General features: G+C 46.5%; 16 protein-coding genes and 1 pseudogene. 10 read left to right on the top strand and 7 right to left on the bottom strand.

Annotated elements, in window-relative coordinates; genetic code table 11:
• Positions 1–722: 722 nt before the first annotated feature.
• Positions 723–1,523 (bottom strand): helix-turn-helix domain-containing protein, encoded by an 801-nt coding sequence (locus G519_RS0115150; protein ID WP_029195430.1) that lies wholly within the window; start codon positions 1,521–1,523, stop codon positions 723–725.
• A gap of 432 nt (positions 1,524–1,955) precedes the next feature.
• Between G519_RS0115150 and G519_RS0115145 the strand changes: the two genes are divergently transcribed.
• The 7 genes from G519_RS0115145 to G519_RS0115115 all read left to right on the top strand — a co-directional run bounded on the left by G519_RS0115145 (position 1,956) and on the right by G519_RS0115115 (position 13,512).
• Positions 1,956–2,885: an ABC transporter permease gene (locus tag G519_RS0115145; protein ID WP_029195429.1), complete on the top strand. Its 930-nt coding sequence runs from the start codon at positions 1,956–1,958 to the stop codon at positions 2,883–2,885.
• A 15-nt stretch (positions 2,886–2,900) separates the two neighbouring features.
• On the top strand, positions 2,901–3,773 hold the full coding sequence (locus G519_RS0115140) for a carbohydrate ABC transporter permease (protein WP_029195428.1): 873 nt from the start codon (positions 2,901–2,903) through the stop codon (positions 3,771–3,773).
• A gap of 107 nt (positions 3,774–3,880) precedes the next feature.
• Complete coding sequence (locus G519_RS0115135) at positions 3,881–5,539, top strand: ABC transporter substrate-binding protein (RefSeq protein ID WP_029195427.1); 1,659 nt, start codon at positions 3,881–3,883, stop codon at positions 5,537–5,539.
• Between the two features lie 195 nt (positions 5,540–5,734).
• The gene (locus G519_RS0115130) at positions 5,735–9,175 is read left to right on the top strand and encodes a glycoside hydrolase family 2 TIM barrel-domain containing protein (RefSeq protein ID WP_029195426.1); all 3,441 of its coding nucleotides are present in this window, start codon (positions 5,735–5,737) and stop codon (positions 9,173–9,175) included.
• Between the two features lie 28 nt (positions 9,176–9,203).
• Entirely contained in the window at positions 9,204–11,264 is a 2,061-nt protein-coding gene (locus G519_RS0115125) for an alpha-glucuronidase family glycosyl hydrolase (protein WP_029195425.1), read from the top strand.
• Positions 11,265–11,362: 98 nt separating this feature from the next.
• Complete coding sequence (locus G519_RS0115120; RefSeq protein ID WP_029195424.1) at positions 11,363–12,157, top strand: Nif3-like dinuclear metal center hexameric protein; 795 nt, start codon at positions 11,363–11,365, stop codon at positions 12,155–12,157.
• A 203-nt stretch (positions 12,158–12,360) separates the two neighbouring features.
• Positions 12,361–13,512: a Gfo/Idh/MocA family protein gene (locus tag G519_RS0115115; protein WP_029195423.1), complete on the top strand. Its 1,152-nt coding sequence runs from the start codon at positions 12,361–12,363 to the stop codon at positions 13,510–13,512.
• A 183-nt stretch (positions 13,513–13,695) separates the two neighbouring features.
• Here G519_RS0115115 and G519_RS43115 read toward each other — a convergent pair whose 3' ends face one another.
• From G519_RS43115 to G519_RS50200, 5 genes and pseudogenes are all read right to left on the bottom strand, one after another.
• Positions 13,696–14,526: an AraC family transcriptional regulator gene (locus G519_RS43115; RefSeq protein WP_051253413.1), complete on the bottom strand. Its 831-nt coding sequence runs from the start codon at positions 14,524–14,526 to the stop codon at positions 13,696–13,698.
• A 90-nt stretch (positions 14,527–14,616) separates the two neighbouring features.
• Positions 14,617–15,471, bottom strand: a complete 855-nt coding sequence (locus tag G519_RS0115105; protein WP_029195422.1) for an SDR family oxidoreductase — start codon at positions 15,469–15,471, stop codon at positions 14,617–14,619.
• Complete coding sequence (gene uxuA / locus G519_RS0115100) at positions 15,468–16,556, bottom strand: mannonate dehydratase (RefSeq protein WP_029195421.1); 1,089 nt, start codon at positions 16,554–16,556, stop codon at positions 15,468–15,470. The genes G519_RS0115105 and uxuA overlap by 4 nt, the downstream gene beginning before the upstream one ends.
• A gap of 18 nt (positions 16,557–16,574) precedes the next feature.
• On the bottom strand, positions 16,575–17,252 hold the full coding sequence (locus tag G519_RS0115095; RefSeq protein WP_029195420.1) for a GntR family transcriptional regulator: 678 nt from the start codon (positions 17,250–17,252) through the stop codon (positions 16,575–16,577).
• A gap of 262 nt (positions 17,253–17,514) precedes the next feature.
• A pseudogene (locus G519_RS50200) lies at positions 17,515–17,790 on the bottom strand (DDE-type integrase/transposase/recombinase); the annotation flags it as partial.
• 215 nt (positions 17,791–18,005) lie between these two features.
• Between G519_RS50200 and G519_RS0115085 the strand changes: the two are divergent.
• The 3 genes from G519_RS0115085 (at position 18,006) to bshB2 (ending at position 20,910) form a co-directional block, all read left to right on the top strand.
• On the top strand, positions 18,006–19,400 hold the full coding sequence (locus G519_RS0115085; protein WP_029195419.1) for a PASTA domain-containing protein: 1,395 nt from the start codon (positions 18,006–18,008) through the stop codon (positions 19,398–19,400).
• A gap of 485 nt (positions 19,401–19,885) precedes the next feature.
• A complete protein-coding gene (locus G519_RS0115080; RefSeq protein ID WP_029195418.1) occupies positions 19,886–20,230 on the top strand; it encodes a YojF family protein in 345 nt (114 codons plus the stop codon).
• Between the two features lie 23 nt (positions 20,231–20,253).
• Positions 20,254–20,910: a bacillithiol biosynthesis deacetylase BshB2 gene (bshB2, locus tag G519_RS0115075; RefSeq protein ID WP_029195417.1), complete on the top strand. Its 657-nt coding sequence runs from the start codon at positions 20,254–20,256 to the stop codon at positions 20,908–20,910.
• Positions 20,911–21,252: 342 nt separating this feature from the next.
• On the opposite strand, the gene G519_RS0115070 is transcribed toward bshB2, so the two are convergent.
• The gene (locus G519_RS0115070) at positions 21,253–21,969 is read right to left on the bottom strand and encodes a VIT1/CCC1 transporter family protein (RefSeq protein ID WP_244280118.1); all 717 of its coding nucleotides are present in this window, start codon (positions 21,967–21,969) and stop codon (positions 21,253–21,255) included.
• Between the last annotated feature and the right edge of the window lie 104 nt (positions 21,970–22,073).

The raw sequence follows: 22,073 nt of genomic DNA, 5'->3' as shown, positions 1-22,073 counted from the left end.
AAAGTCTTCTTTGGCCATATACTTGCGGACGGTTTTCACATCCATCTTTAATTCCTTGGCGATCTGATAGGGCCCCTGTTGCTGCATTTGTAACACTTTGACTCGGTGGATCTGCTCCATGCTCTTCATCATCCTTTCTCCTCCTTGCATCTCTGCAAGAAGAATTGTACGTCAATTGGATGACCGAAAGGGGCTGAAATATCTCAAATACCACAGAAGAATTTCCAGCTCAGACCAGGGATTTTTCGATGATCATACCAGGGAATTCCTGATGATCACACCAGGGATTTTCTAATGATAAAACCATCCCTTTTCATTTGATCATAAACATAAATACAATTCAAATAACACGAAATTCAACAGCGGTCGGAACCCCATACCCAATTTCCTCCCCCACGCTCAAACGAATCACTCAGCACAGAAAAGGACCTAGCGGCGAACTTCCGCTAGGTTTTTCTTACGTACACTATTGGATCGTTTTGACTTCTCTTTATTTATGGACCAGTCAGGTGTGATGAAACGCAGCGGTACACCATCCAGGTTGATCTGTTTTCTTTATGTCGTTGGCATGGTTTCGGGCTGTTCTTCCGCCGTTCAAATGGCAGAATTGGCAAAAAGAGATGCCTTAGTGAGAGCTATGTTTCAGCCTTGGAAGCTCGCTCAGTACACAATGTGCCATAAAGCGACTGCTTCTGTTTATTATACTTTTCCACAACTCCGGTTCATTCTGAGATTCTTTTTTGCATGCTTGCCTTTGACGGAGGATAGCCTTTAATGGATCTGAATACATTGCTGAAATAGCTGATGTCTTTGTACCCGCAGCGTTCCGCCACTTCTGAGACGGAAAACCCGCCGCCGGACAGCATCATTTCCGCGTTGTTGACCCGAATGATGTTGGTGAAATGCTTGACGCTGAAGCTCGTGTTTGTTTTGAAGAGCTTGCCGAGATACACAGGGTGCAGATTGACCACCTTGGCGACGGTCGCCAAATCCAGCTCATTCGAGTAGTGGTCGATGATGAACTCCTTGACCTTGTCGATCCGGATATCGGAATGGGATGTCGGGGAATGGTGAAAGGAAATCGCCAGCAACCGGTGGAGAATCAAATGAAAGATGCCCCTCGCAAACATCCGATATCCGGGCTGCATGCCACTCCAAACGCGATTAAATTCAAGGATGTAGTTTAAGATTTCGCTTGAGATTCGATTTTTGGTTACGGTTTCGAACGGAAATCGGATTTTACCAGAGGGCTGCAACAGAGTAAAGTTGAAGGCATAGGAATGCATGGGATCATCTTTGAAGGTATGCGCCTCGCGGATGCTTCCATGGGGAATGTAAAGCATATCCCCCGCTTCCACCGTGATTTTCTCACCGTTAACAAAATAATTCGATTTTCCTCCGATGATGAACGTCAGGTCGTGAAAATCGATTTCCTGTCGGATGATTTCCCAATCGGGGAAACAACGGCGGTCGACGAATAAGAAAACCTCGGGGACAAATGATTCGAACTGCTCGAAGTCCATGGCAAAGATCAGCTCCAGGATTATTCAGGATCGCTTCCTTTCTCGGGAAAAGGAGGCACTATGTCCATCATAACATGCCCATATGGCTCTTAAAAGATCTTTAATAATTACAAGTATTCTTGTATTCTTCTATGGTAAAAAAAAGGCCCATTTTGTAAAATAATATTAAATAAATGGTGCTTATGCTACAATTGAAGCCGCGCCAGTTTGCGATGAGATTATTTAATAATTACAGGTTTTTATGATTCGAATAACGCGGGGAACGGCAATTGAGGACAACTTTAGGCAACGTAACCATTTTTTTAAAGCGTTTTGTATGCGGTTTCTGAAAACGCATACGAATCAAGGGGGATAGTGATGACGCACGATTTCGAAGATTTATTGGTGTGTGATTAGGGGACAATTTTCCGATAGAAAGTGGTGGGTGATTGTATGTCAGTTGCGAATAAGGCGGTTTTACAGACCCCTCTTCTGAGACACGTCAGGAAGGAGTGGAAGTTATATTCCTTTCTAATTATTCCCGTTATTTACTTTATCATTTTCAAGTACGTTCCTATGCTTGGTAATGTAATCGCTTTCCGAAAGTATAGAGGCGGAACCAACTTGTTCGGGACGGAATGGGTAGGATTATCTTACTTTACCATGTTCATGAAGGATCCCTCCTTTTGGAGAGCCTTCCGCAACGATTTGTATTTAAGTGTCTTGTATTTAGTCATTCGTTTCCCGCTCACTTTGATTTTTGCGCTGTTGCTGAATGAACTGCTGCGGATTCGCGTCAAGAAATTCGTCCAGACCGTATCGTATCTGCCTCACTTTATCTCCATGGTCATCGTCGCGGGCATGACCAAGGAATTGCTATCCATGTCCGGGCCGATTAACACACTGCTCGTCAATCTGGGGTTCGAGAAAATTGCATTCATTTCCTTACCGCAATGGTTCCCGACGATTTATGTGACGTCCGGCATTTGGCAAGGGCTCGGTTGGGGCACCATTCTCTACTTGGCGGCGATGACCGGTATCAATACCGATTTGTACGAAGCGGCCAAAGTGGATGGGGCTAATCGGTTACGGCTAGCATGGCACATTACGATTCCAGGTATTTTGCCGACGATCATGACGTTGCTCATTCTCGATATTGGCAGCATATTGGGAGCGAATTTCGAGAAAATCCTGCTCTTGTACAATCCATTAACCTATGAATCGGCAGATGTTATCTCCACTTACGTCTACCGGATGGGGATCACCGGCGGGAACTTCAGTTATGCCACTGCAGTTGGTCTGTTCGAAGGCATCATCGGTCTTATTCTGGTCACGTCGGCGAACTACATTTCCAAGAAAACAACGAATTCGGGCTTATGGTAGAAAGGAGTAGTTCAGGTGAAGGAGTCAGCATCCTACCGTGTGTTTCAGGTTTTTAACGGATTCATCATGGCCCTTGTCGTCGTCATGACTTTGTATCCGTTCCTATATCTAGTCGCCCAGTCGTTCAGCTCGGAGGCTGCCGTATATGCAGGGAAGGTCACCATATTCCCCGTTGACTTTACGGACCAAACGTACCGAGCCGTGCTAAGCAGGCCGGAATTCTTCCAATATTACGGCAATACGATCCTGTATGCCATTGTAGGAACGGTGATATCGGTAGCGGCGACGGCCGTTATGTCTTACCCGTTGTCGAAGGATAAGTTGCGCCTTAACAAATTTTTTATCCCTTTCGTCTTGTTCACGATGTATTTTGGCGGCGGGCTGATCCCGAACTATATCTTGGTCGCCAAAACGCTGCACATGAGGGATACCATCTGGGCCATTATCATACCCGGTGCCATCAGCGCTTTCAATGTCATCCTAGTGAAGACCTTCTTTGCAAGCTTGCCGAACGAATTGGAAGAATCGGCTAAGGTCGACGGCCTAGGCGTCTACCGCATCTTCCTAAGGATTACGCTTCCGCTCTCCAAACCGATCCTGGCCACGATGGTGTTGTTCAGCATGGTCTCCATCTGGAACAACTGGTTCGGCCCGTCTCTCTATCTGGAGTCGAAGGATAAATGGCCGATCGCCCTCTATTTGAGGCAGATCATCGACAGCGCGATTAATCCGACCGAAGCGGGACTCAGCAGCGATGCGACCGCTCAGATCGCGGCAACCATTAAATCCACTGCGATGGTGTTGACCTCTTTGCCGATTATTTGTCTCTATCCTTTCGTTCAAAAGTATTTTGTGCAAGGCATGATGATTGGTTCCGTAAAAGGGTAATCGCGTTATGTTTTGGAAAGGCTGCAATCGCGGGCTGTTATTAATAGGCTTCTACATGGCAGCGTTTCTGTTATATAAAATAAACACATTTGAAAGGGTGGCACTGAATGAAAAGATCTGCAAAAGTAGTAGGGGTCGCATTGGCGGTCATGATGGCCGTCGGCATGACAGCATGTACGAATAGCGACACGAAAGAATCGTCCAGCAGCGCTTCCCCAGGCACGAGCTCCGCAGCACCACAGAATTACACCTTTGGCGAAGGCCAAACATTCCGTTCGAATGAGCCTGTAAACTACTCGATCATGTTCAGCGATCAACCGACCTATCCGTATAAGAAGGAATGGCGGCTCTGGAGCGCGATCAAAGAGAAAACGAACGTATCGTTTGACGTAAACGTAGTAGCGGCTACCGAATACGAGAACAAGAAGTCGCTCTTAGTCAACAGCGGCGACGCTCCCTTCATTATTCCCAAAACTTATGACGAATCCGCTTACGTAGCCGGAGGCCAAATCGTACCTATCAGCGATTGGGTGCAGTACATGCCGAACTATCAGAAGGCTGTAAAAGCTTGGGGAATGGAAAGAGACCTGCAGCAGAAGCTGAAATCGGACGGGAAATATTACGTGCTGCCAGGGCTGTGGGAATCGCCGGGTGCAGGATACTCCTACATGATTCGGAAAGACATTTTCGAAAAAGCGGGAGTCGACGTAAAAGGTCAGGAAGGCAAATGGACTTATGAAGACTTCTACCAAGCCCTCAAGAAAGTGAAAGAGTTTACCGGCGGGAAATATGTAATGTCCGATGAATTCACCGGAAAATCGACACTGAATATTACGGCAGCTCAATACGGCGTAACCGCCGGTTGGGGAGTTGCCAACGGCACGCGTTTTAACGAACAGACGAAACAGTTCGAATTCGCCAATTCGACCAATGAGTTCAAGGATTATGTGACGTTCTTAAATAAGCTAGTCAAAGAGGGGCTGCTCGATCCGGAGTCCTTCACTCAAGACGATAAAACCGCGCAAGCCAAGTTCTATAAAGGCGATACTTATGTCATGAACGCCAACTACCAGATACTGGCCGATTCCAAGACCAAGATGCAGGTGCCGAACTCCGATCTGTATATGATCGTTCAACCGGGCGGTCCGAAAGGGATGCTTCAAATCGAAACGTCTCGTCTCGAGAACGGAGTTATGATCAGCCAGAATGCGCTCAAGAAGCTCGGCAAGGACAATTTTATCAAAATGCTTCGCTTTGTTGACTGGCTTTGGTATTCGGACGAAGGCCAAACGCTCAGTTTGTGGGGCGTCGAAGGCGAGACCTATACGAAGGATACGAGCGGCAACATCACGCTCAAACCGGATATCTCCTTTAACGGCATGAACCCGACAGCGACGAAGAAATTAAACGTCGACTTCGGCTTCGGCGGCGGCAACTTCGCGTATGGCGGTTCCACTAAACTGCGGATGTCCAAAATGACCGAAGGCGAGAAAGACTACCTCAGCCGCATTCAGACTCATCGTAAACCGAGAACAATTGCTCCGCCAATCATGGGTACCCCGGACGAAAGCGAACAAATGAACCTGATCTCGAAGCCTCTGATGGATTATGTAGATACGATGACCCTGAAGTTCGTCACCGGCCAAGCTAACATTGCAAACGATTGGAATGCCTATGTGGCTCAGGTCGAAGCACTCGGTGCTTCCCGTTATATCAAAATGGCAAATGATATTTTTAACAAGACGAAGAGCAAACTTGGATACTAATCATAACAATAGTGCCCTTATAGGATCTGCGACAGTGGACATTGTCGCAGATCCTGAATTTTAAAATATGACAATTACTCGTGGCGTTAGCCCGTGTCATCTATACATGAATCAGCGAAAGGATCAAAGCACTCTTAATGTATGGCAAGTCATTTTTTACATATTTCAGGATATCTTGGAGCGCGGGAGTAAACGATGAATAAAAAGACACTGTTTAATAGTGGATGGGAATTTGCCAAGAGCAGCCTGGATGTGACGGATGGCGCCGGTTTGACATTTGAGCCGGTAGATCTCCCTCATGATTGGCTGATCATCAATACATTAAATCTCTATGAAAATAGTATCGGCTGGTACCGGAAAAGATTTACATGGACTCAAGAAGCGGAACGGCAAATTTTATTATGCTTCGATGGGGTTTATATGGACTCATCCGTATATGTGAATCAGCGGTTAATTGGAGAATGGAAGTACGGATATTCTTCCTTCGAACACGAGATCACGGATGCAATTGTGGACGGGGAAAATGAAATCGTGGTGAAGGTCGTCCACCAAAGTCCGAATAGCCGGTGGTATTCGGGGGCCGGCATCTACCGCAATGTGTGGCTAAAGACGAGAACTCTCAATCACATTGTAACGGATGGAATTTATGCTGCTGCGAAAAGGGTCAACGATAGCTGGGAGGTAGAAGTCGAGACGGAATTAAACCTCCATGAGGACGAGGACGTCCGAATCTCGCATACGATCCTGTACAAGGGCGAACTTGCTGCGACTGCGACAGACAAGATTGTTGCAGGCGGTTTTCTTCATCGACAGACGCTATCGATAAATCGCCCGCATTTATGGAGCACGGCAGAGCCGCACCTGTATCAGCTTGTCACCCAATTGCAGCGTGCTGCAGAGGGCGAGGAAGTCATAGTTGTAGAGAGCATCACTCAAAATATCGGGCTTCGTGAGATCAAGCTGGACCCTCAGCGGGGCTTTTATTTGAACGGCACAAGAATGAAATTGAACGGGGTTTGCGAGCACCACGACTTAGGAGCCCTTGGAGCTGCCTTCTATAAAGAAGCACTGAGAAGAAGGCTTCGAATATTGAAAGAAATGGGCGTTAACGCCATTCGAACCGCTCACAATATGCCGGCAGTAGAACTTTTGGATCTAGCGGATGAGATGGGGCTCTTGGTCGTCTCGGAAGCGTTCGATATGTGGGAAAGAACCAAAACCCCTTACGATTATGCGAGATTTTTTAAGGATTGGGCTAAGGCCGATGTGAAAAGCTGGGTCAAGCGGGATCGGAATCATCCGAGCCTGATGATGTGGAGCATAGGAAATGAGATTTACGACACTCATGCAGATGCAAGAGGGCAAGAAATCACTCGAATGCTTAGGGATGAAGTGCTGAAATACGATCCGAAGCAGAACGGCCGAGTGACTATCGGTTCCAATTATATGCCTTGGGAGAATGCACAAAAGTGTGCGGATATCGTGAAGGTTGCCGGCTACAACTACGCGGAAAAGTATTACCATAAGCACCGTGAGGATCATCCCGATTGGATCATTTACGGCAGCGAGACGGCCTCTCTCGTTTCAAGCAGAGGCATTTATCGTTTCCCGTTCGAGAAGTCCATTCTTGCTGATGATGACGAGCAGTGCTCAGCTCTGGGAAATAGTGCGACGAGCTGGGGAGCCAAGTCAGTTGAGGCCTGTATTATCGCCGAAAGAGAAGCGCCTTTCTCTCTAGGGCAATTCATATGGACCGGCTTCGACTATATTGGGGAACCGACGCCATATCATACCAAGAACTCTTATCTCGGACAGATTGATACAGCTACTTTCAAGAAAGATTCGTATTACATCTACCAATCGGCATGGACTGATTACAGGACGAATCCGATGGTCCATATTTTTCCCTATTGGGACTTTAATCCGGGCCAATTGATCGATGTTCGAGTGTGCTCGAATGCGCCGAAAATCGAACTGCAATTGGGTGGTGCTATCGTGGGAACTTTTGATATCAATCATGAGCATGGAACCCAGCTGGTCGGCTGGTGGAAGCTTCCTTATGAAGCAGGAGAATTGAAAGCAATAGCCTATGATGAAATGGGCCGTGTAATTGCGACAGATATTAGAAGATCCTTTGGGGATACGAAGAAGATTTGTCTCCTGCCGGATAAAGATAGCCTGATGGCCGATGGTACGGACTTGATCTTCCTGGAAATCTACATGGAAGATTCAGATGGCAATCCGGTGGAGAATGCAAGCAATCGGGTTCGTGTCGAGGTGACTGGGGAAGGCCGTTTGCTTGGTTTGGATAATGGCGACAGCACGGACTATGATCCGTATAAAGGGGTCAGCAGAAGACTATTCAGTGGCAAACTTATGGCGATCATCGGGGCTACCCTGGAGCCCGGCAAGATTCGGGTTGAGGTTTCTTCAATCGGTTTGGAGAGTCAAACGGTGGAATTTGATGCTCTTCCAGTAAGGGGTGAAACATCCTTAGCTGGGGTTTCCACCCACACCAAGAATCAAGAGCTGCCGCTGGTCATGGGAACCGTAGACGAAATCCCTTTGCGCAAGCTTGAAATCGTAAGCCCGTCCGGTCAAATGTTCGACGGATCGAGAAAAGAGATGACGGTGCAAGCCTACCTGTATCCCGCTGATACTTCCTATCAAGAAGTCGAGTGGAGTGTAGTGAATGATTCGGGAATTGCCTCCAACCTTGCGAAGGTGGAAGCATTCGGTCATGAAGCGAGAATCACGGCGTGGGGCGATGGAGATTTCCGGCTTCGCTGTATGAGTAAGAACGGTACGAACAAGACGAAGCTCATCTCCCAGCTGGAATTTAAAGCATCGGGACTCGGCACAGCTTACAAGGATCCTTATGGATTTATCTCTGCCGGCCTTTTTGATTACAGTAAAGGGGAGGTTGGAAACGGGAACGAGAGAGGCGTAGCTACAAGCCGGGACGGTGAAACTGAAGTTGGGTTTCGTGATATTGATTTCGGAACGCACGGGTCCGATCTGCTTACGATTCCGATTTTCGCCTTGTCCAGTGAAAAGTATTCCCTGCAAATTTGGGAAGGCATGCCGGATGAAGAGTGCAGTGTACTCCTAGCGGATGTCATTTATCAGAAACCGTCCAAGTGGAATGTGTATCAAGAAGAAACCTATCGGTTATCCAAGCGTCTTTGCGGGATCACTTCCATTTGCTTCGTCCTACAGAAGAAGGTGCACATCAAGGGTTTTTCGTTCCAAAAGCAGAACAGAACCTTCGAGAAAAATTACGCTACGGAATGCGACCGCATTTATGGCGATACGTTTACGATTTCGGAAGCCAGCGTTGAAGGGATAGGAAATAATGTTTCTTTGGAATTCGACCAAATGGATTTTACAAGCCTAGGGGCAACGCAGCTTGTCGTCTATGGTCGATCACTTCTTGATAAAAATACCATTCATATTCGTTTCGCTAATCCGGAAGGTGAGGGAAATCAACTCATCGAGTTTACAAAGTCCGATGGTTACGAAGAGCGGGTATTTGAATTGGAAAAAATAACAGGCCTCCAAAAAGTAATCTTTCTATTTTTGCCGGGAAGCCATTTCGATTTCGGTTGGTTTCGATTTGAGAGGTCGTTTACCTGAATGAACATAAACTAGCGGAGGTATCACGATGAGTCACATCACGAACGCATATGCCTGCTGGTTGAGCAATGCGCCGATAAACGATGATAAGAGGGTAGAGGAATATCGGGAGTGGGCGCGGGAGCTCGCCGTTCCCAGTCCTGTATCAGAGGTGCTTCAGACTGCGGTCGCGGAGTTGATGGATGGTCTCGATGCCATGCTTGGAGTGAGGCCTCTCCGTTCAACGGCTTCCAATGGGAGCGCCTGCATTCTGATCGGCGTTCGCGGGCAGTTACAGGATCTTGATGCAAAGTTAAGTTGGCAGGATGGATCCGAGGACAGTTACGTGATCAGAAACGTATCGAAAGATGGACAATCAAGGATTGTGGTTGCCGGTCAATCGGCCAAAGGAGCCTTGTACGCGGTTTTCCATCTTCTGCGGCTAATGAAATGCGGCGAGAGTTTGGCAGATCTTGCGATAACGGAAACGCCTGCGAACGGATTAAGGATGCTAAACCAATGGGATAATATGGACGGTTCGATTGAACGAGGCTATGCGGGAAAATCCATATTCTACCAAAATAATGAGATTGTTCGAGACATGTCCCGAATCCGTGATTATGCCCGCTTGCTGGCATCGGTGGGGATCAATGCCGTTTCGATCAATAACGTGAACGTACACTCCGTAGAATCCTTGCTGATTACGGATAAGCTGCTGCCGGATGTCGCCCGGGTCGCCGGCGTATTCCGGCGCTATGGAATCTCAACATTCCTAAGCGTCAACTACGCCAGTCCGATGCAGCTTGGATGCCTGACCAGCGCTGACCCACTTGACGAAAGCGTCAGGCAGTGGTGGAAGGAGAAAGCTGAGGAGATTTACCGAGATATCCCGGACTTTGGCGGCTTCCTGGTAAAGGCAGATTCCGAAGGGCGACCTGGGCCGTTCACTTATGGGCGTGACCATGCAGATGGTTCGAATATGCTGGCGGAAGTGCTTCAGCCCTTCGGTGGGATCGTCATTTGGCGCTGCTTCGTATACAATTGTCAACAGGATTGGCGCGATAGCAAGACCGACCGGGCGAGAGCGGCATTCGATCATTTTACACCACTTGATGGAAAATTTCGCGATAACGTCATTCTGCAGATTAAGAACGGACCCATGGATTTCCAGGTTCGCGAGCCGTTTTCTCCGCTTCTCGGAGCGATGTCCGCTACGAATCAGTTGCTGGAGCTGCAGATTACGCAAGAGTACACGGGCCAGCAGAGACATCTGTGCTACCTGATCCCCCAGTGGAAAGAGGTTCTCGATTTCGATACGTTTGCCCATGGGAGCGGAAGTACGGTTGCGAAAGTAGCAAGCGGCCAGTTATTCGGGAGACGGCTTGGGGGCATTGCGGCGGTATCGAATATCGGAGACAACCCGAATTGGACCGGACACACGCTTGCACAAGCCAATTTATATGGGTTTGGAAGGCTTGCTTGGAATCCGCAGCTATCAGCTGAGCAAATCACGCTAGAATGGATCAACATGACATTCGGTTCTGACCCCGATGTAGTACGCAGTGTGTCGAAGATGCTTCTCGATTCGTGGAGAATCTATGAAAATTACACAGCTCCTCTTGGCGTAGGATGGATGGTCAATCCGGGTCACCATTATGGTCCGAACGTAGACGGTTACGAATATTCGAGATGGGGGACGTACCATTTTGCCGACCGCCACGGCATTGGCGTAGATCGAACCATCAAATCGGGAACAGGGTACACATCCCAATACTTTGCACCGCGTTCGGAATGGTACGAGTCGAGGGAGTTATGTCCAGATGAACTGCTTCTCTTTTTCCATCATGTGCCATATACGCACAAACTGAAGACGGGTAAGACGGTCATTCAGCACATCTACGATACTCACTTCGACGGCGTTCTTCAGGCGGAGGAATTGGCCCAGATCTGGAGTTTAATAGAGGGGAAAATAGATGCAGAGCGCTTCGAAGATGTGAGGAGCCGACTGCGAGAGCAAGCGGCACATTCGAAGGAGTGGCGCGACCAGATCAATTCCTACTTCTTCCGCAAATCGGGCATTCCTGACGAGTACGGCCGCATCATAAATTAAAAAATGGAAGACGGGACAAACGAGATGACTTGGTCACCGGAGTCTGTCTACAGTTCCGTCTTTATTTTGTTGATCAATTCATATAAGGGATGGTTTGGATGGCGATTACAATTGGACAGGTTATTGATCGATTGTTAGAGCAGGCTCCAGTAAACGAGCCCACTGTGGATTCATTGAGAGTCGGATCGGTGCAAACGGAAGTAACGGGAATTGTCGTTGTTTTTTTGGCCACGCAGGCTGTAATCGAGCAGGCTGCGGCTTTAGGAGCCAACTTGATCATTTCACATGAAGGGACGTTTTACCGCCACCAGGAGGATATGAAGGGGGAGCAGGATGATTCGGTTATCAACGAAAAGCGCGAATTGCTTGAGCGTACCGGAATTGCCATTTATCGTTATCACGATCATATTCACCGTTACAAAACGGACGGAATTATGATGGGGTTAATAAACGCACTGGGCTGGGCGCCCTACGTTGAAGAGCATTTGCCCGCCGCAACGGTTGTGCAAATTCCTTGTATGACCCTTGAACGAACGGTGCAATACTTGAAAGAAAAGCTTCAAATACCATTCGTGCGCGTTGTGGGGGAAATAGAGATGCCTTGCACGCGCATTGGACTATTGGCAGGCTACAGAGGGGGAGCAGCCTTGGTACTCCCATTGCTGAAAGATTATAATCTCGACCTAGTTATCGCCGGAGAAGGGCCGGAATGGGAAACGCCGGAATATATTCGCGACGCTGTTCATCAAGGCAAGAACAAGGCATTCATCGCATTGGGTCATGCGGAAAGCGAAGAGCCCGGCATGAAGGAATTGGCGGGACGATTGCGGGAACAGTTCCCCGGCCTTCCCGTTCATTTTATAAGGGAAAAACCTTTATTTCTTATTTTGTAGTTCAATTAGGAAGAATGAAGCGACTTCTCCACTTATTATAGTGGAGAAGTCGTTTGACATTGAGCTATAGATGGATTCTCCTAGAATAGTGATGTCGTTTTTACACACCCACAAAGTAGTGGTATTTTTGAACAAAGTAACGGCACATATGAAAGCGTGTTCTTGATATACTTAAATCAACTAAGAGTTGGAGAGTGAAGAGAATGTTGAAGGTAGCGATTATTGGAGCAGGCGCGATTTCAAGAGCGCACATTGAAGGGTACTTACAATTTCCGGAACGATGCCAGATTGTTGCGATTAGTGATATTTATGTGGAGAAAGCGAAGGAGCGCATTGACCAATTTCAGTTAGCTGCCAGGGCGGTTAAGGATTATAAAGAACTGCTACAGGAGGATATAGATCTCGTTTCCATCTGCACACCCCCATATACGCATTCAACCCTTGCAACTGAGTTTCTTGAGGCGGGCTCTCATGTTATGGTTGAGAAACCGATGGCCTCTTCACTCGAAGAGTGCGACCTGATGAACGACGTTGCCAAGCGGACAGGCAAGATTTTATCGGTAGTGGCGCAGAATCGTTTCAAAACGCCGATGATGAAAATGAAATCCGTTCTGGAAAGCGGACTAATGGGGAAAATTGGTCACGTACAAGTTGACTCCTTCTGGTGGCGTGGGCATTGCTATTATGATCTCTGGTGGCGCGGTACATGGGAGAAAGAAGGCGGCGGTCCAACACTGAATCACGCTGTTCATCATATCGATGCGCTGCTTTGGATGATGGGTAGTCCAACGGAAGTCCAAGCTTTCATGAGCAACGTTTCCCATGATAATGCGGAGGTCGAAGATCTGTCCATCGGCATGTTGCGCTTTGCGAACGGTTCTTTGGGGCAAGTAACTAGTTCAGTAGTTCATCATGGAGAGGAGCAGCAACTGATATTTCAGGGAGCGAGAGCGCGAGTTTCCACTCCATGGAAGGTGACGGCATCAAATTCAACAGCCAATGGCTTCCCTGAGCCGAATCATGAGCTAGAGGCTCAATTGCAAGCTTTCTATGATGAACTTCAGGAAGTTGTGCATGAAGGACATACTGGGCAAATCGATGATGTATTAACCGCTATTGAAACAGGAGTTCCTGTACTTATTGACGGCATCAGCGGACGTCAAACACTAGAGCTTATTACTGCTATATATAAATCAGCAAGTACTGGGGAACTCGTGAAACTCCCACTGACGAATGAAGATGCATTTTATACAAGAGAAGGCGTGCAAGCGAATGCGACCCAGTTCTATGAAAAGAAGACATCTATCGAAAATTTCGTTTCACAGACGATTACGACTGGCAGCAACTATAAATAGTAGATAAGGAGCCGTTTGACGATGCAGAAGAGTGATGGTATGAATTACACACCTAAATGAAATTTCAATAGAGTATGTCAGCCAGGAGAATTTATAAATCGATAACGATCACTGCTTCGGAGAAAAAGTGATGTCAAACTGACGCTGCCATTGTTTGCGGTATTGGTGCGGCGTGACCCCAATTTATGTTTTAAAAGTCTTACAAAAGTGTGAGCAATTGGGTATACCAATGGTTTCACCGATATGAGCTACAGATTGCTCTGTCGAGATTAATAACTTAACACCCTCCTGCATGCGTCTTGCAATCACGTAATCAGAAATGCTGGAGCCGGTGCACTCTTTAAATAAATGGGATAAATGGTGTGGAGAAAGGTGAAGCTCATTCGCAATTTTCTCCAAACGTAAAGATTCGGTGTAATGCCCCTCCAGCCATGCGAGAATTCGCTCTGCTTGGTGGGGCTTTCTTGCTGTACTTGTACTAATTTGGCCTGAACTTAGTTCCCAAATGTTCTTAAATTCGTGGAAAAAAGCAATTAAAAACAAAGAGTACTCTTCGAAGGCATCTATCTTACTTAAAGTGGATTGTTTATGATCCAACATTTGGAAAATAAGGTGAAATTGTTCTTTCTCACAAAGGTTATATAAGCAAGGGTAGGGTAGCTTGTTTGAATGAATATGTCTAAAAAAAGCCAATAAACTTGGCCATTTTTCGAAATAAGCTTCGTAAAGAGAAGGCTCGAACTGAACGATAGAACGAACGAAGGGGACTTCTGGACTTAGTTCCATCTGGATATGGTGCAGTTGGTAAGGCTGGAAAACACACAACATACCGGACTTAACTTCGTAACTTTTCTGATCAACTATAAGGGTTCCATTCCCTTCATGGACGATCAGAATTTCAATGCCTTGATGGGCATGGAAAGTTCCTTGAAATTGTTCTTTTCCTGTACTTTTTCGTTGATATGCAAAATACAGCATTATTTCGTTTAAACCAATAGGTTGAATATAAGACATCAGGCTCACATCCTTTAAATCATATTAGTTTACAGGAAGTAAGAAGAGAGGACCCCCAATTCCTATAAGGAGATGGAGGTCCATTTTTCATTAAACGCCTGAATATGCCATAAATCCGCCATCTACGGGAATTGTTGTGCCTGTTACGAAGCCAGACATATTTACATCGGTTAGCCAAAGTAGAGTACCAAGGAGATCTTCCGGTTTGCCGAAACGCCGCATGGGCGTGTGAGTAATAATTTTAAGCGATCGATCTGTAAGAGACCCATCTTCTTTAAGTAAAAGCTTCTCATTTTGCTGTGTCAGGAAAAATCCTGGAGCAATTGCGTTGACACGTATTCCGCTCTCAGCTAAATGTACAGCCAGCCATTGAGTGAAGTTGTTAATGGCTGCTTTGGCAGCACTGTAAGCAGGCACCTTGGTCATAGGTGAAGGTGCGCTCATAGATGAAATATTGATAACGCTTGTGCCTTGCTTGCCAAGCATCTGCTTTACAAATATTTGAGTTGGAATCAAGCTACCAACGAAGTTCAGATCAAGCACATTACGAAAGCCAGTAACGCTTAAATCGAAAAATGTTGTTAAGTTCGGATTGCTTAGATCTTCCGCATTAAAAATCTCATTTGTTGTATTTGCACTTGGATGGTTACCGCCGGCTCCGTTGATTAAGATATCGCAGGATCCGAGTTGCTGAAGGACGACTCCGGCTGCCTGCTGCATGCTGTCTACGTCTGTGACATCACAAGCAATAGTAATGGCATTACCGCCAATTGAATGGATTTCAGCCACAACCTCTTGACCCTTTTCAAGTGTACGATTCAAAATGGCTACTCGAGAGCCTTGACGAGCAAGTTCTAATGCCATGGAACGACATAACACACCTGCCCCGCCAGTAATGACGATTACTTTATCTTTCAGTGATGGATGATTAGTTAATGTACTCATTCGTTTTCTACCGCCTTTTGGGTTAGTGAATTTTTGGAATACGCATCCCAAAGTCCCCAGAGATACATAATGCCAAGAGCGCGATCGTATAGGCCATAGCCTGGACGACATTGTTCATTCCATATATGTCTGCCGTGATCTGGTCTGCAAAAACCATCAAAATTATTTTGATGCAGTGCTTGAACGATTCCAGACATATCAACAGTTCCGTCTTGCGTGCGGTGTGAGGTTTCGATGAAATCCCCATTATCGTAAACACGGACATTACGCAAATGTGCAAATGGAATGCGATCAGCAAATTCATGCACCATCGCAACTATATTATTGGAAAGGTTAGCTCCAAGAGATCCGCTGCAAAGTGTGAGTCCGTTATACGGACTAGCGTGTAGGTTTAAGAAACGTCGAATGTTTGTCTGGTTCGTCATTATTCGCGGGAGTCCGAATATCGGCCATGGCGGGTCATCCGGATGAATGGCCATTTGAATATCGTGTTCGGCAGCAACTGGAATAATAGCGTCCAAAAAATATTTGGCGTTATTGAACAAATCTTCTTCGGTCACATCGCGATAGGCATCAAACAACTCGGTTAAGCGACCCAGGCGTTCTGGCTCCCAACCAGGCATTGTAAAATTCGGGTTTGCATTTATTCGTTGAACTTGCTCGTCTAAATTTAGATTGGCTATTTTACTTTGTTCATAAAATAAGGCTGTAGACCCGTCTTCAAGGACTTTATGTAAATCTGTTCGTACCCAATCAAATATAGGCATGAAGTTATAGCAAATCACTTTGACGCCAACAGCTGCAAGTTTAACGATTGTTTTCTTATAATTTTCGATATATGTATCTCGAGTAGGAAGTCCTAGTTTAATATCCTCATGAATGTTTATACTTTCCACGACTCTCAAATGGAGACCTACATGATCGGCTTTTTCTTTTAACACCATGATTTTATCCATCGGCCATTCTTCGCCCACCGGGATGTCATGCAGTGCCCAGACGATGCCCTCTACGCCGGGAATTTGCTTAATTTGGTCAAGACTGACCGTGTCATTGCCTTCGCCAAACCATCGGAATACCATTTTCATACCCGTTGTCTCCTCCCGTTATTTGAAGTATGTAGGGAATTTTTGCTTGAGCAACGCTTGATCTAAAATGGTCAAATGCATATGCTCACTCATTATTTTTTCTGCCTTAACTTCGTTGCTTTCTTGAATGGCTTCCACCATTTGTTGATGCTGAGTAAAAAGATCATCCCAATGATGGTCAGCCGCAAGCCTTAGCATTCGGGTCCTGTTTAGGTGTACATTGATTTGTTGAATAACCGCCCATGTATTGAGTTTTCTACAGCCTTTAAAGAGAGTTCTATGGAAGGCTTCATCATATTCAAACATTTTTTTATAATCCTGATCGGCGACACATTTTCTCTGCAAAATAAGGTTGGTTTGAAGAGCATCTAATTCTTCAGAAGGAAAGCTGAGGCAAGCCAATCGAATGACAGCGCATTCTAGCTGTTCGCGCATGAATCGTGCTTCTTCCACAAGCTCTAAGTCGATGAGAGAGACAACCGTTCCGCGTTGCGGGTAGATATCCAACAATCCTTCCTGAGATAGTCGAACAAAACTTTCTCTTACTGGCGTTCGGCTAACACCAAACTGAATCGACATTTCTTTTTCTGAAATACTTGTACCAGGAAGTAGCTCGTTACTTAAAATTTGCCCCTTAAGTGTGTGGTAAACAGCTTCACGTGCGGAATGAATCGGTGGTGTGGTTGTATAGTTCATTGAGCAACTCCTTAGTATCATTACTACCATACTACCACACTTGTATGGTAGTATGGTAGTGAAATCTAATTGGTATTCAGTCTGTCAAAAGCAACTGAGTCGTTCAAAGGTTCTAGTAGATAAGCTATCTCTTCTTCCGATGACGGTTCTGGCGCAAGGATTTAAAAAGTTCGCAGTTACCCTACAAACTTTACTTTGTCTATGCCACTAAACCAAATATCTTATTTAGCCATTCAACAGCAGTGAGGACAGTCGAATTATCATCGGCCTGTCCTTTCCTTATCATATGTAAAGCCTCAATTCCCTTTAACGTCTGATCCGCTGTAAGAAACGATTTGAAACCAAGCATTGGTTTTGTGATTTTCTTTATGAACCGATGATCTTGCTCCACAATGTTGTTTAGATACTTTGTCTGTCTAATCAAGGTTTCTTTTGGTAGGGATTTCTCATTTATTAATTCTTGTATTGCTGGTGGATATGCTGGATTTTTATCCAAGGTGATTACACGTGGGATTTGAGTATGTGGAGAGGACAAAGCCCAACGAATGTCTATCGTTAAATTTATTCTAAAATACAAGGCGTTATAGTTCCAATATATAAAACATATTATGATTATAGGAAATTCCTATATGTGGTTCTGTGTTATCTCAAAGGTTACTCAACTAACGGATACGATAGCGGTTTGAGCGATACAGATAAAAAGACAGTGGAATTTAAAACAACAGATGGCGGAGAAACGTTGGGGGAACGTCCATGGATAACATCGGAAACCGCTATATGCTCGATCAACCGCTTAAGCGGATGACGAACGGGCTGTTGTTAAGAGGGATGGATCTGACCTGCAAACGTGATGTTCTTCTATATACATTTCAAGAGACCGACGAATCAGCGCATCAGGAAGCTTTGCGTTGGCTGAGAAAAGCGTCCCAGATGTCCGACGAGCATTTCATGCACATTCTGGACGCCGGTTCGGAAGACGGAACATTGTTCGCCGTTCTTCAGGCGGTAACTGGAAGTCCTATGTCCGATCGGCTGAGAGATTTGGAAATAACGGGGCACAAGGCACTCACGTATGTGCACGAACTGGCCAAGGGCATTCGAGAAACTCGCCGCAAACGGCTGTTGGAATGTTCCGTTGACGCGGAAAATCTGTGGATTGAAGATAACGGCCGGTTGCGGATCATGAACTTTTGGTCGGAAGGGAAGAACGGACGACGCGGTGTACCAGGGCTGGCTCTGCTTCTGTACCAGTTGGGTGCCAAAACGGATATTCCCACATCCTCTATTAGTGCCTACTCATTCGAGCTGAACCGGTTGTTTGCGGATTTGTCGGATGTTACTCGGGAACGTGCCATAGCTTTGGCCTGCAAGGCGTATGAAGGGATATGCACGCTTGCCGATTTTCAGCAGGAGCTGGAAGTACTGCTCGATTTCGGCGGCGATAGGAAGGAGCCACTTCTTACATCGGCTTTACCAGAAGTCTACGATATAATGGCGTCCAGAGGACGGGAGCGGAAAGCCGTCATACGTGAGTCTCATGCGTTTGTAGAACCTAAAACCGGGGAGAGAAAGGCCGAGGACCGAACGGCAGATGGGCGTAAGCCCGGGAAGCCTCAGGCGCGCATCAGTGCGGCTTCTGACCGCAAAATGGCTGAACTAAGCGAGCTGTTCCGCAAATCGTTCCAGCTGCGCAAATGGCATCTGTTTGCTTCCGTCGGCTTCTGTGTGCTCGTTCTGCTGCTCTGGCTATCACTTCGTCCGCACTCGGACCATGTGAATGGTTCTAAACCGCAGATAATTCCGACGCCCGAATCCACAGCGGTATCGGTGTATCGTACCGAACCGCCTTCCGCGTCGGCATCCGCGATGCCAGCTCGAACGGAAGCACCGACGGCTAAACCTCTAGACGCCGAAGTTCAGCCGGCAGACGATGGCGCGGTACAAGCCAAGGCGGGCGTTGTCCCGGATTTGGTCGCTCATACAAGGGAGGATGCCGAGAAGATGGCAATTGCCTCCGGGCTTCGATACCAGTTTTTACTGGAATCGAATGTCGCCGATAAAGGGGTCGTATTCAAGCAAGACCTCACTCCCGGAACTGCCGCCAAAAATGGCGACCGCATCACGTTCTGGGTGAGCAAAGGGAAGTAAATCGGCGACAAGAAACTGATCGGGTACCATTTGATGATATCTTATCAGTAGAATTGGTGGGATAGTTCTTTTGCTAGAACAATACTAAAGAAAGGCATGCTGGCAACTCAGCATGCCTCTTTCCTCTGAGAAGTGATTGCGAGGGAAGGGCAGTAGAGCGTGGTGGAACGACTATTCTTCATCGCTCCCTTTGTGATAAGGGTCACAGTAGTTATACCTAAACACAAAGTACATCTTGACCGGTTGTAATTCAAATGAAGATAAAGCTTCGACTACCATATTCACGCTTCGGGCCATATGGCCCTTGGTCCGGCAGAGGCATAGGCAAAGTCAGCCGGACTCCCTCTCAGCAGCCACGTAACGTTTATATTTGGTGGCTGCAGCACGTAAGAACGTGGATTCGATGTCCAGGTATGCTAAAATGATGTCATATCGGACAAGCCTATCTGAAGACCGATAGAATTAACGCGATTGGAGGAAAGAAAATGCAGCTCATCGACAAAACAAAAGTCCAGCAATCTATCGATATCCTTATCGATCGGGATTTATATATCCATCTCGAGATGACGACAGGAGCTTACGCCGCGCATCTGGATCGTACGAAACATCCGGCCGCGACCTTTATTTCGAACGCCGTTATTCGTTATTCCCACGGCGCGATTTCAGGGGACGGGCCTTATCGCGTAGGCTTGAAAACGGAGAAAGGCTGGGTTTATTCCGAGGGACTTACCCACTATGAAGAGACGGATTCCGAAAGGCTCATCCTTGCGGGTCACGATACGGCGGGAAAACTCGTCGTGGCGTTGCAATTGAGCCGGGAACCATTCTAAGGTAAAGGGGGATTCGAACAAATATGGAACGACACATCTTAGTTGTGCTACCGCATCCGGACGACGAAGCGTTCAGCGCGTCAGGGACGCTTGCCATGCATCTCGGCCAAGGATCGGAAGTTACTTACGCTTGTTTGACTTTAGGAGAAATGGGCCGCAACATGGGCATACCGCCTTTCGCCAACCGGGTCACTTTACCCGCCATACGCAAGCAGGAACTGGAAGCTTCTTGCCGTGCCATCGGCATCCAGGATATCAGAATGCTCGGATTTCACGATAAAATGATCGAATTCGAGGATAAAGCGCAGTTGGACGGAAGCATCGAAGCGCTCATGAAAGAGCTGAATCCTTCGTTGGTCATCACTTTCCACCCGACGCTAAGCGTTCATCCCGATCACAACGCATGCGGGGCGGCGGTAATCCGAACGATGGGCAGAATGCCTGCCGACCGAAGGCCGACCGTGCATTGCATGGCATTCGCTAACAATCACGAACAAGAGATCGGCAAGCCCGATATCATTAATGACGTTAAGGGTTTCCTGAAACAGAAGATGGCGTCTATTCAAGCCCATAAGTCCCAGTTCCAAGCCGCCGAATTGTTAGGCAACAAGAAATTATCGGATCCGGAAATCCAGGCGCGCTTCGGAACGGAACGATTTTGGACGTATCGATTCGCATAAAACATTATCATAATTCATGAAAGGCCATCCTCAATGCGGGATGGCTTTTTTTAGCATTCAGATTATTTACATGCATGAAAAACGAACGAAACATCTAATGCTCAATCTGATACATCTCCTTGTATACTTAGGTCATTATTAAAAGACGAGCTGGAGCAAAGGAGAGGGTTGGATGGATTCTTTATGGAAATAAAAGTGGGGAATGTCATTCATAATATAAGAAGCGTGCGTAAAATTTTACATTAAGAGCACAAGATTCGAGTCACAGGATTATGCACCGACAGGTCTAGAAATGGTTCAAAGCATCCCTCAGATACTTCCGTGATTGCTCCTTTATTAAAACTAAGAAATTAGTTTAGCTATTAGAAAAGCAAAGCCTGCCGCTACCCCCCCTACGAATGTTGTTTGCCAGGCACTTTTGATTGGTTTAGATCCGGTGAATTTTCCCTTAATAAAGCCAAATATAAAAAGAGCAATTAATGTGACAAAAACTGAAACGATCAGCGCAGATTGCGGCTTTTGAATGAATATATAAGGGGATAAAGGAATGATGCCGCCTACAATGTAAGACAATCCGATCGTTAATGAACTATTTCGAGCTCTTTTAGGTTCGGGTTCCTCCAGTCCCAGTTCGTGTTTCATCATGAAATTAACCCATACTTCCGAATCTTCGCTAATCGCTTTTACTACAGCGGTAACTGTTGGCTCAGGAAGGTTCCATTCGCGCAAGATGTCTGCTACCTCTTCCCGTTCCCGTTCGGGTAATTCAACAATTTCTCTTCGTTCACGTTCCAATTCGGATAAATAATGTTCCCGATCCGTACGCGCAGCAAGATACCCACCTAGTCCCATAGCAATAGATCCTGCCGAAATTTCTGCCACTCCCGCAATGACAACTAGACTTGTGTTAGAAATGGTTCCGGATAATCCGGCAGCAAGGGCAAATGGGACGGTCAATCCATCCGCCATTCCGATCACAATATCCCGAATAAGGTCTGAAGCCAAAAAGTGTTTTTCTTCATGCCTCTCTTTTTGCATAACATTTTCTTTTTGTTGCATGAAGTTTCTCCCTTCGTTTAGTTCGAGGCATTTGCAAGCTCGCTTTGTTATTATGTAAATAAAGGGATAATTTTATTTTTAAAGCTGATTACTGTCGTTCGAAA

The organism is Paenibacillus alginolyticus DSM 5050 = NBRC 15375, from assembly GCF_000422905.1.
Taxonomy (GTDB): domain Bacteria; phylum Bacillota; class Bacilli; order Paenibacillales; family NBRC-103111; genus Paenibacillus_E; species Paenibacillus_E alginolyticus.
The sequence above is the reverse complement of the archived record's forward strand: the minus strand, read 5'-3'. Positions and strand labels throughout refer to the sequence as shown.

Excerpts from the sequence above, each read along its gene's own strand:
- G519_RS0115150 (WP_029195430.1), bottom strand. The coding sequence starts at position 1,523 with ATGGACTTCGAGCAGTTCGAATCATTTGTCCCCGAGGTTTTCTTATTC.
- G519_RS0115145 (WP_029195429.1), top strand. The coding sequence starts at position 1,956 with ATGTCAGTTGCGAATAAGGCGGTTTTACAGACCCCTCTTCTGAGACAC.
- G519_RS0115135 (WP_029195427.1), top strand. The coding sequence starts at position 3,881 with ATGAAAAGATCTGCAAAAGTAGTAGGGGTCGCATTGGCGGTCATGATG.
- G519_RS0115130 (WP_029195426.1), top strand. The coding sequence starts at position 5,735 with ATGAATAAAAAGACACTGTTTAATAGTGGATGGGAATTTGCCAAGAGC.
- G519_RS0115125 (WP_029195425.1), top strand. The coding sequence starts at position 9,204 with ATGAGTCACATCACGAACGCATATGCCTGCTGGTTGAGCAATGCGCCG.
- G519_RS0115120 (WP_029195424.1), top strand. The coding sequence starts at position 11,363 with ATGGCGATTACAATTGGACAGGTTATTGATCGATTGTTAGAGCAGGCT.
- G519_RS0115115 (WP_029195423.1), top strand. The coding sequence starts at position 12,361 with ATGTTGAAGGTAGCGATTATTGGAGCAGGCGCGATTTCAAGAGCGCAC.
- G519_RS43115 (WP_051253413.1), bottom strand. The coding sequence starts at position 14,526 with ATGTCTTATATTCAACCTATTGGTTTAAACGAAATAATGCTGTATTTT.
- G519_RS0115105 (WP_029195422.1), bottom strand. The coding sequence starts at position 15,471 with ATGAGTACATTAACTAATCATCCATCACTGAAAGATAAAGTAATCGTC.
- uxuA (WP_029195421.1), bottom strand. The coding sequence starts at position 16,556 with ATGAAAATGGTATTCCGATGGTTTGGCGAAGGCAATGACACGGTCAGT.
- G519_RS0115095 (WP_029195420.1), bottom strand. The coding sequence starts at position 17,252 with ATGAACTATACAACCACACCACCGATTCATTCCGCACGTGAAGCTGTT.
- G519_RS0115085 (WP_029195419.1), top strand. The coding sequence starts at position 18,006 with ATGGATAACATCGGAAACCGCTATATGCTCGATCAACCGCTTAAGCGG.
- G519_RS0115080 (WP_029195418.1), top strand. The coding sequence starts at position 19,886 with ATGCAGCTCATCGACAAAACAAAAGTCCAGCAATCTATCGATATCCTT.
- bshB2 (WP_029195417.1), top strand. The coding sequence starts at position 20,254 with ATGGAACGACACATCTTAGTTGTGCTACCGCATCCGGACGACGAAGCG.
- G519_RS0115070 (WP_244280118.1), bottom strand. The coding sequence starts at position 21,969 with ATGCAACAAAAAGAAAATGTTATGCAAAAAGAGAGGCATGAAGAAAAA.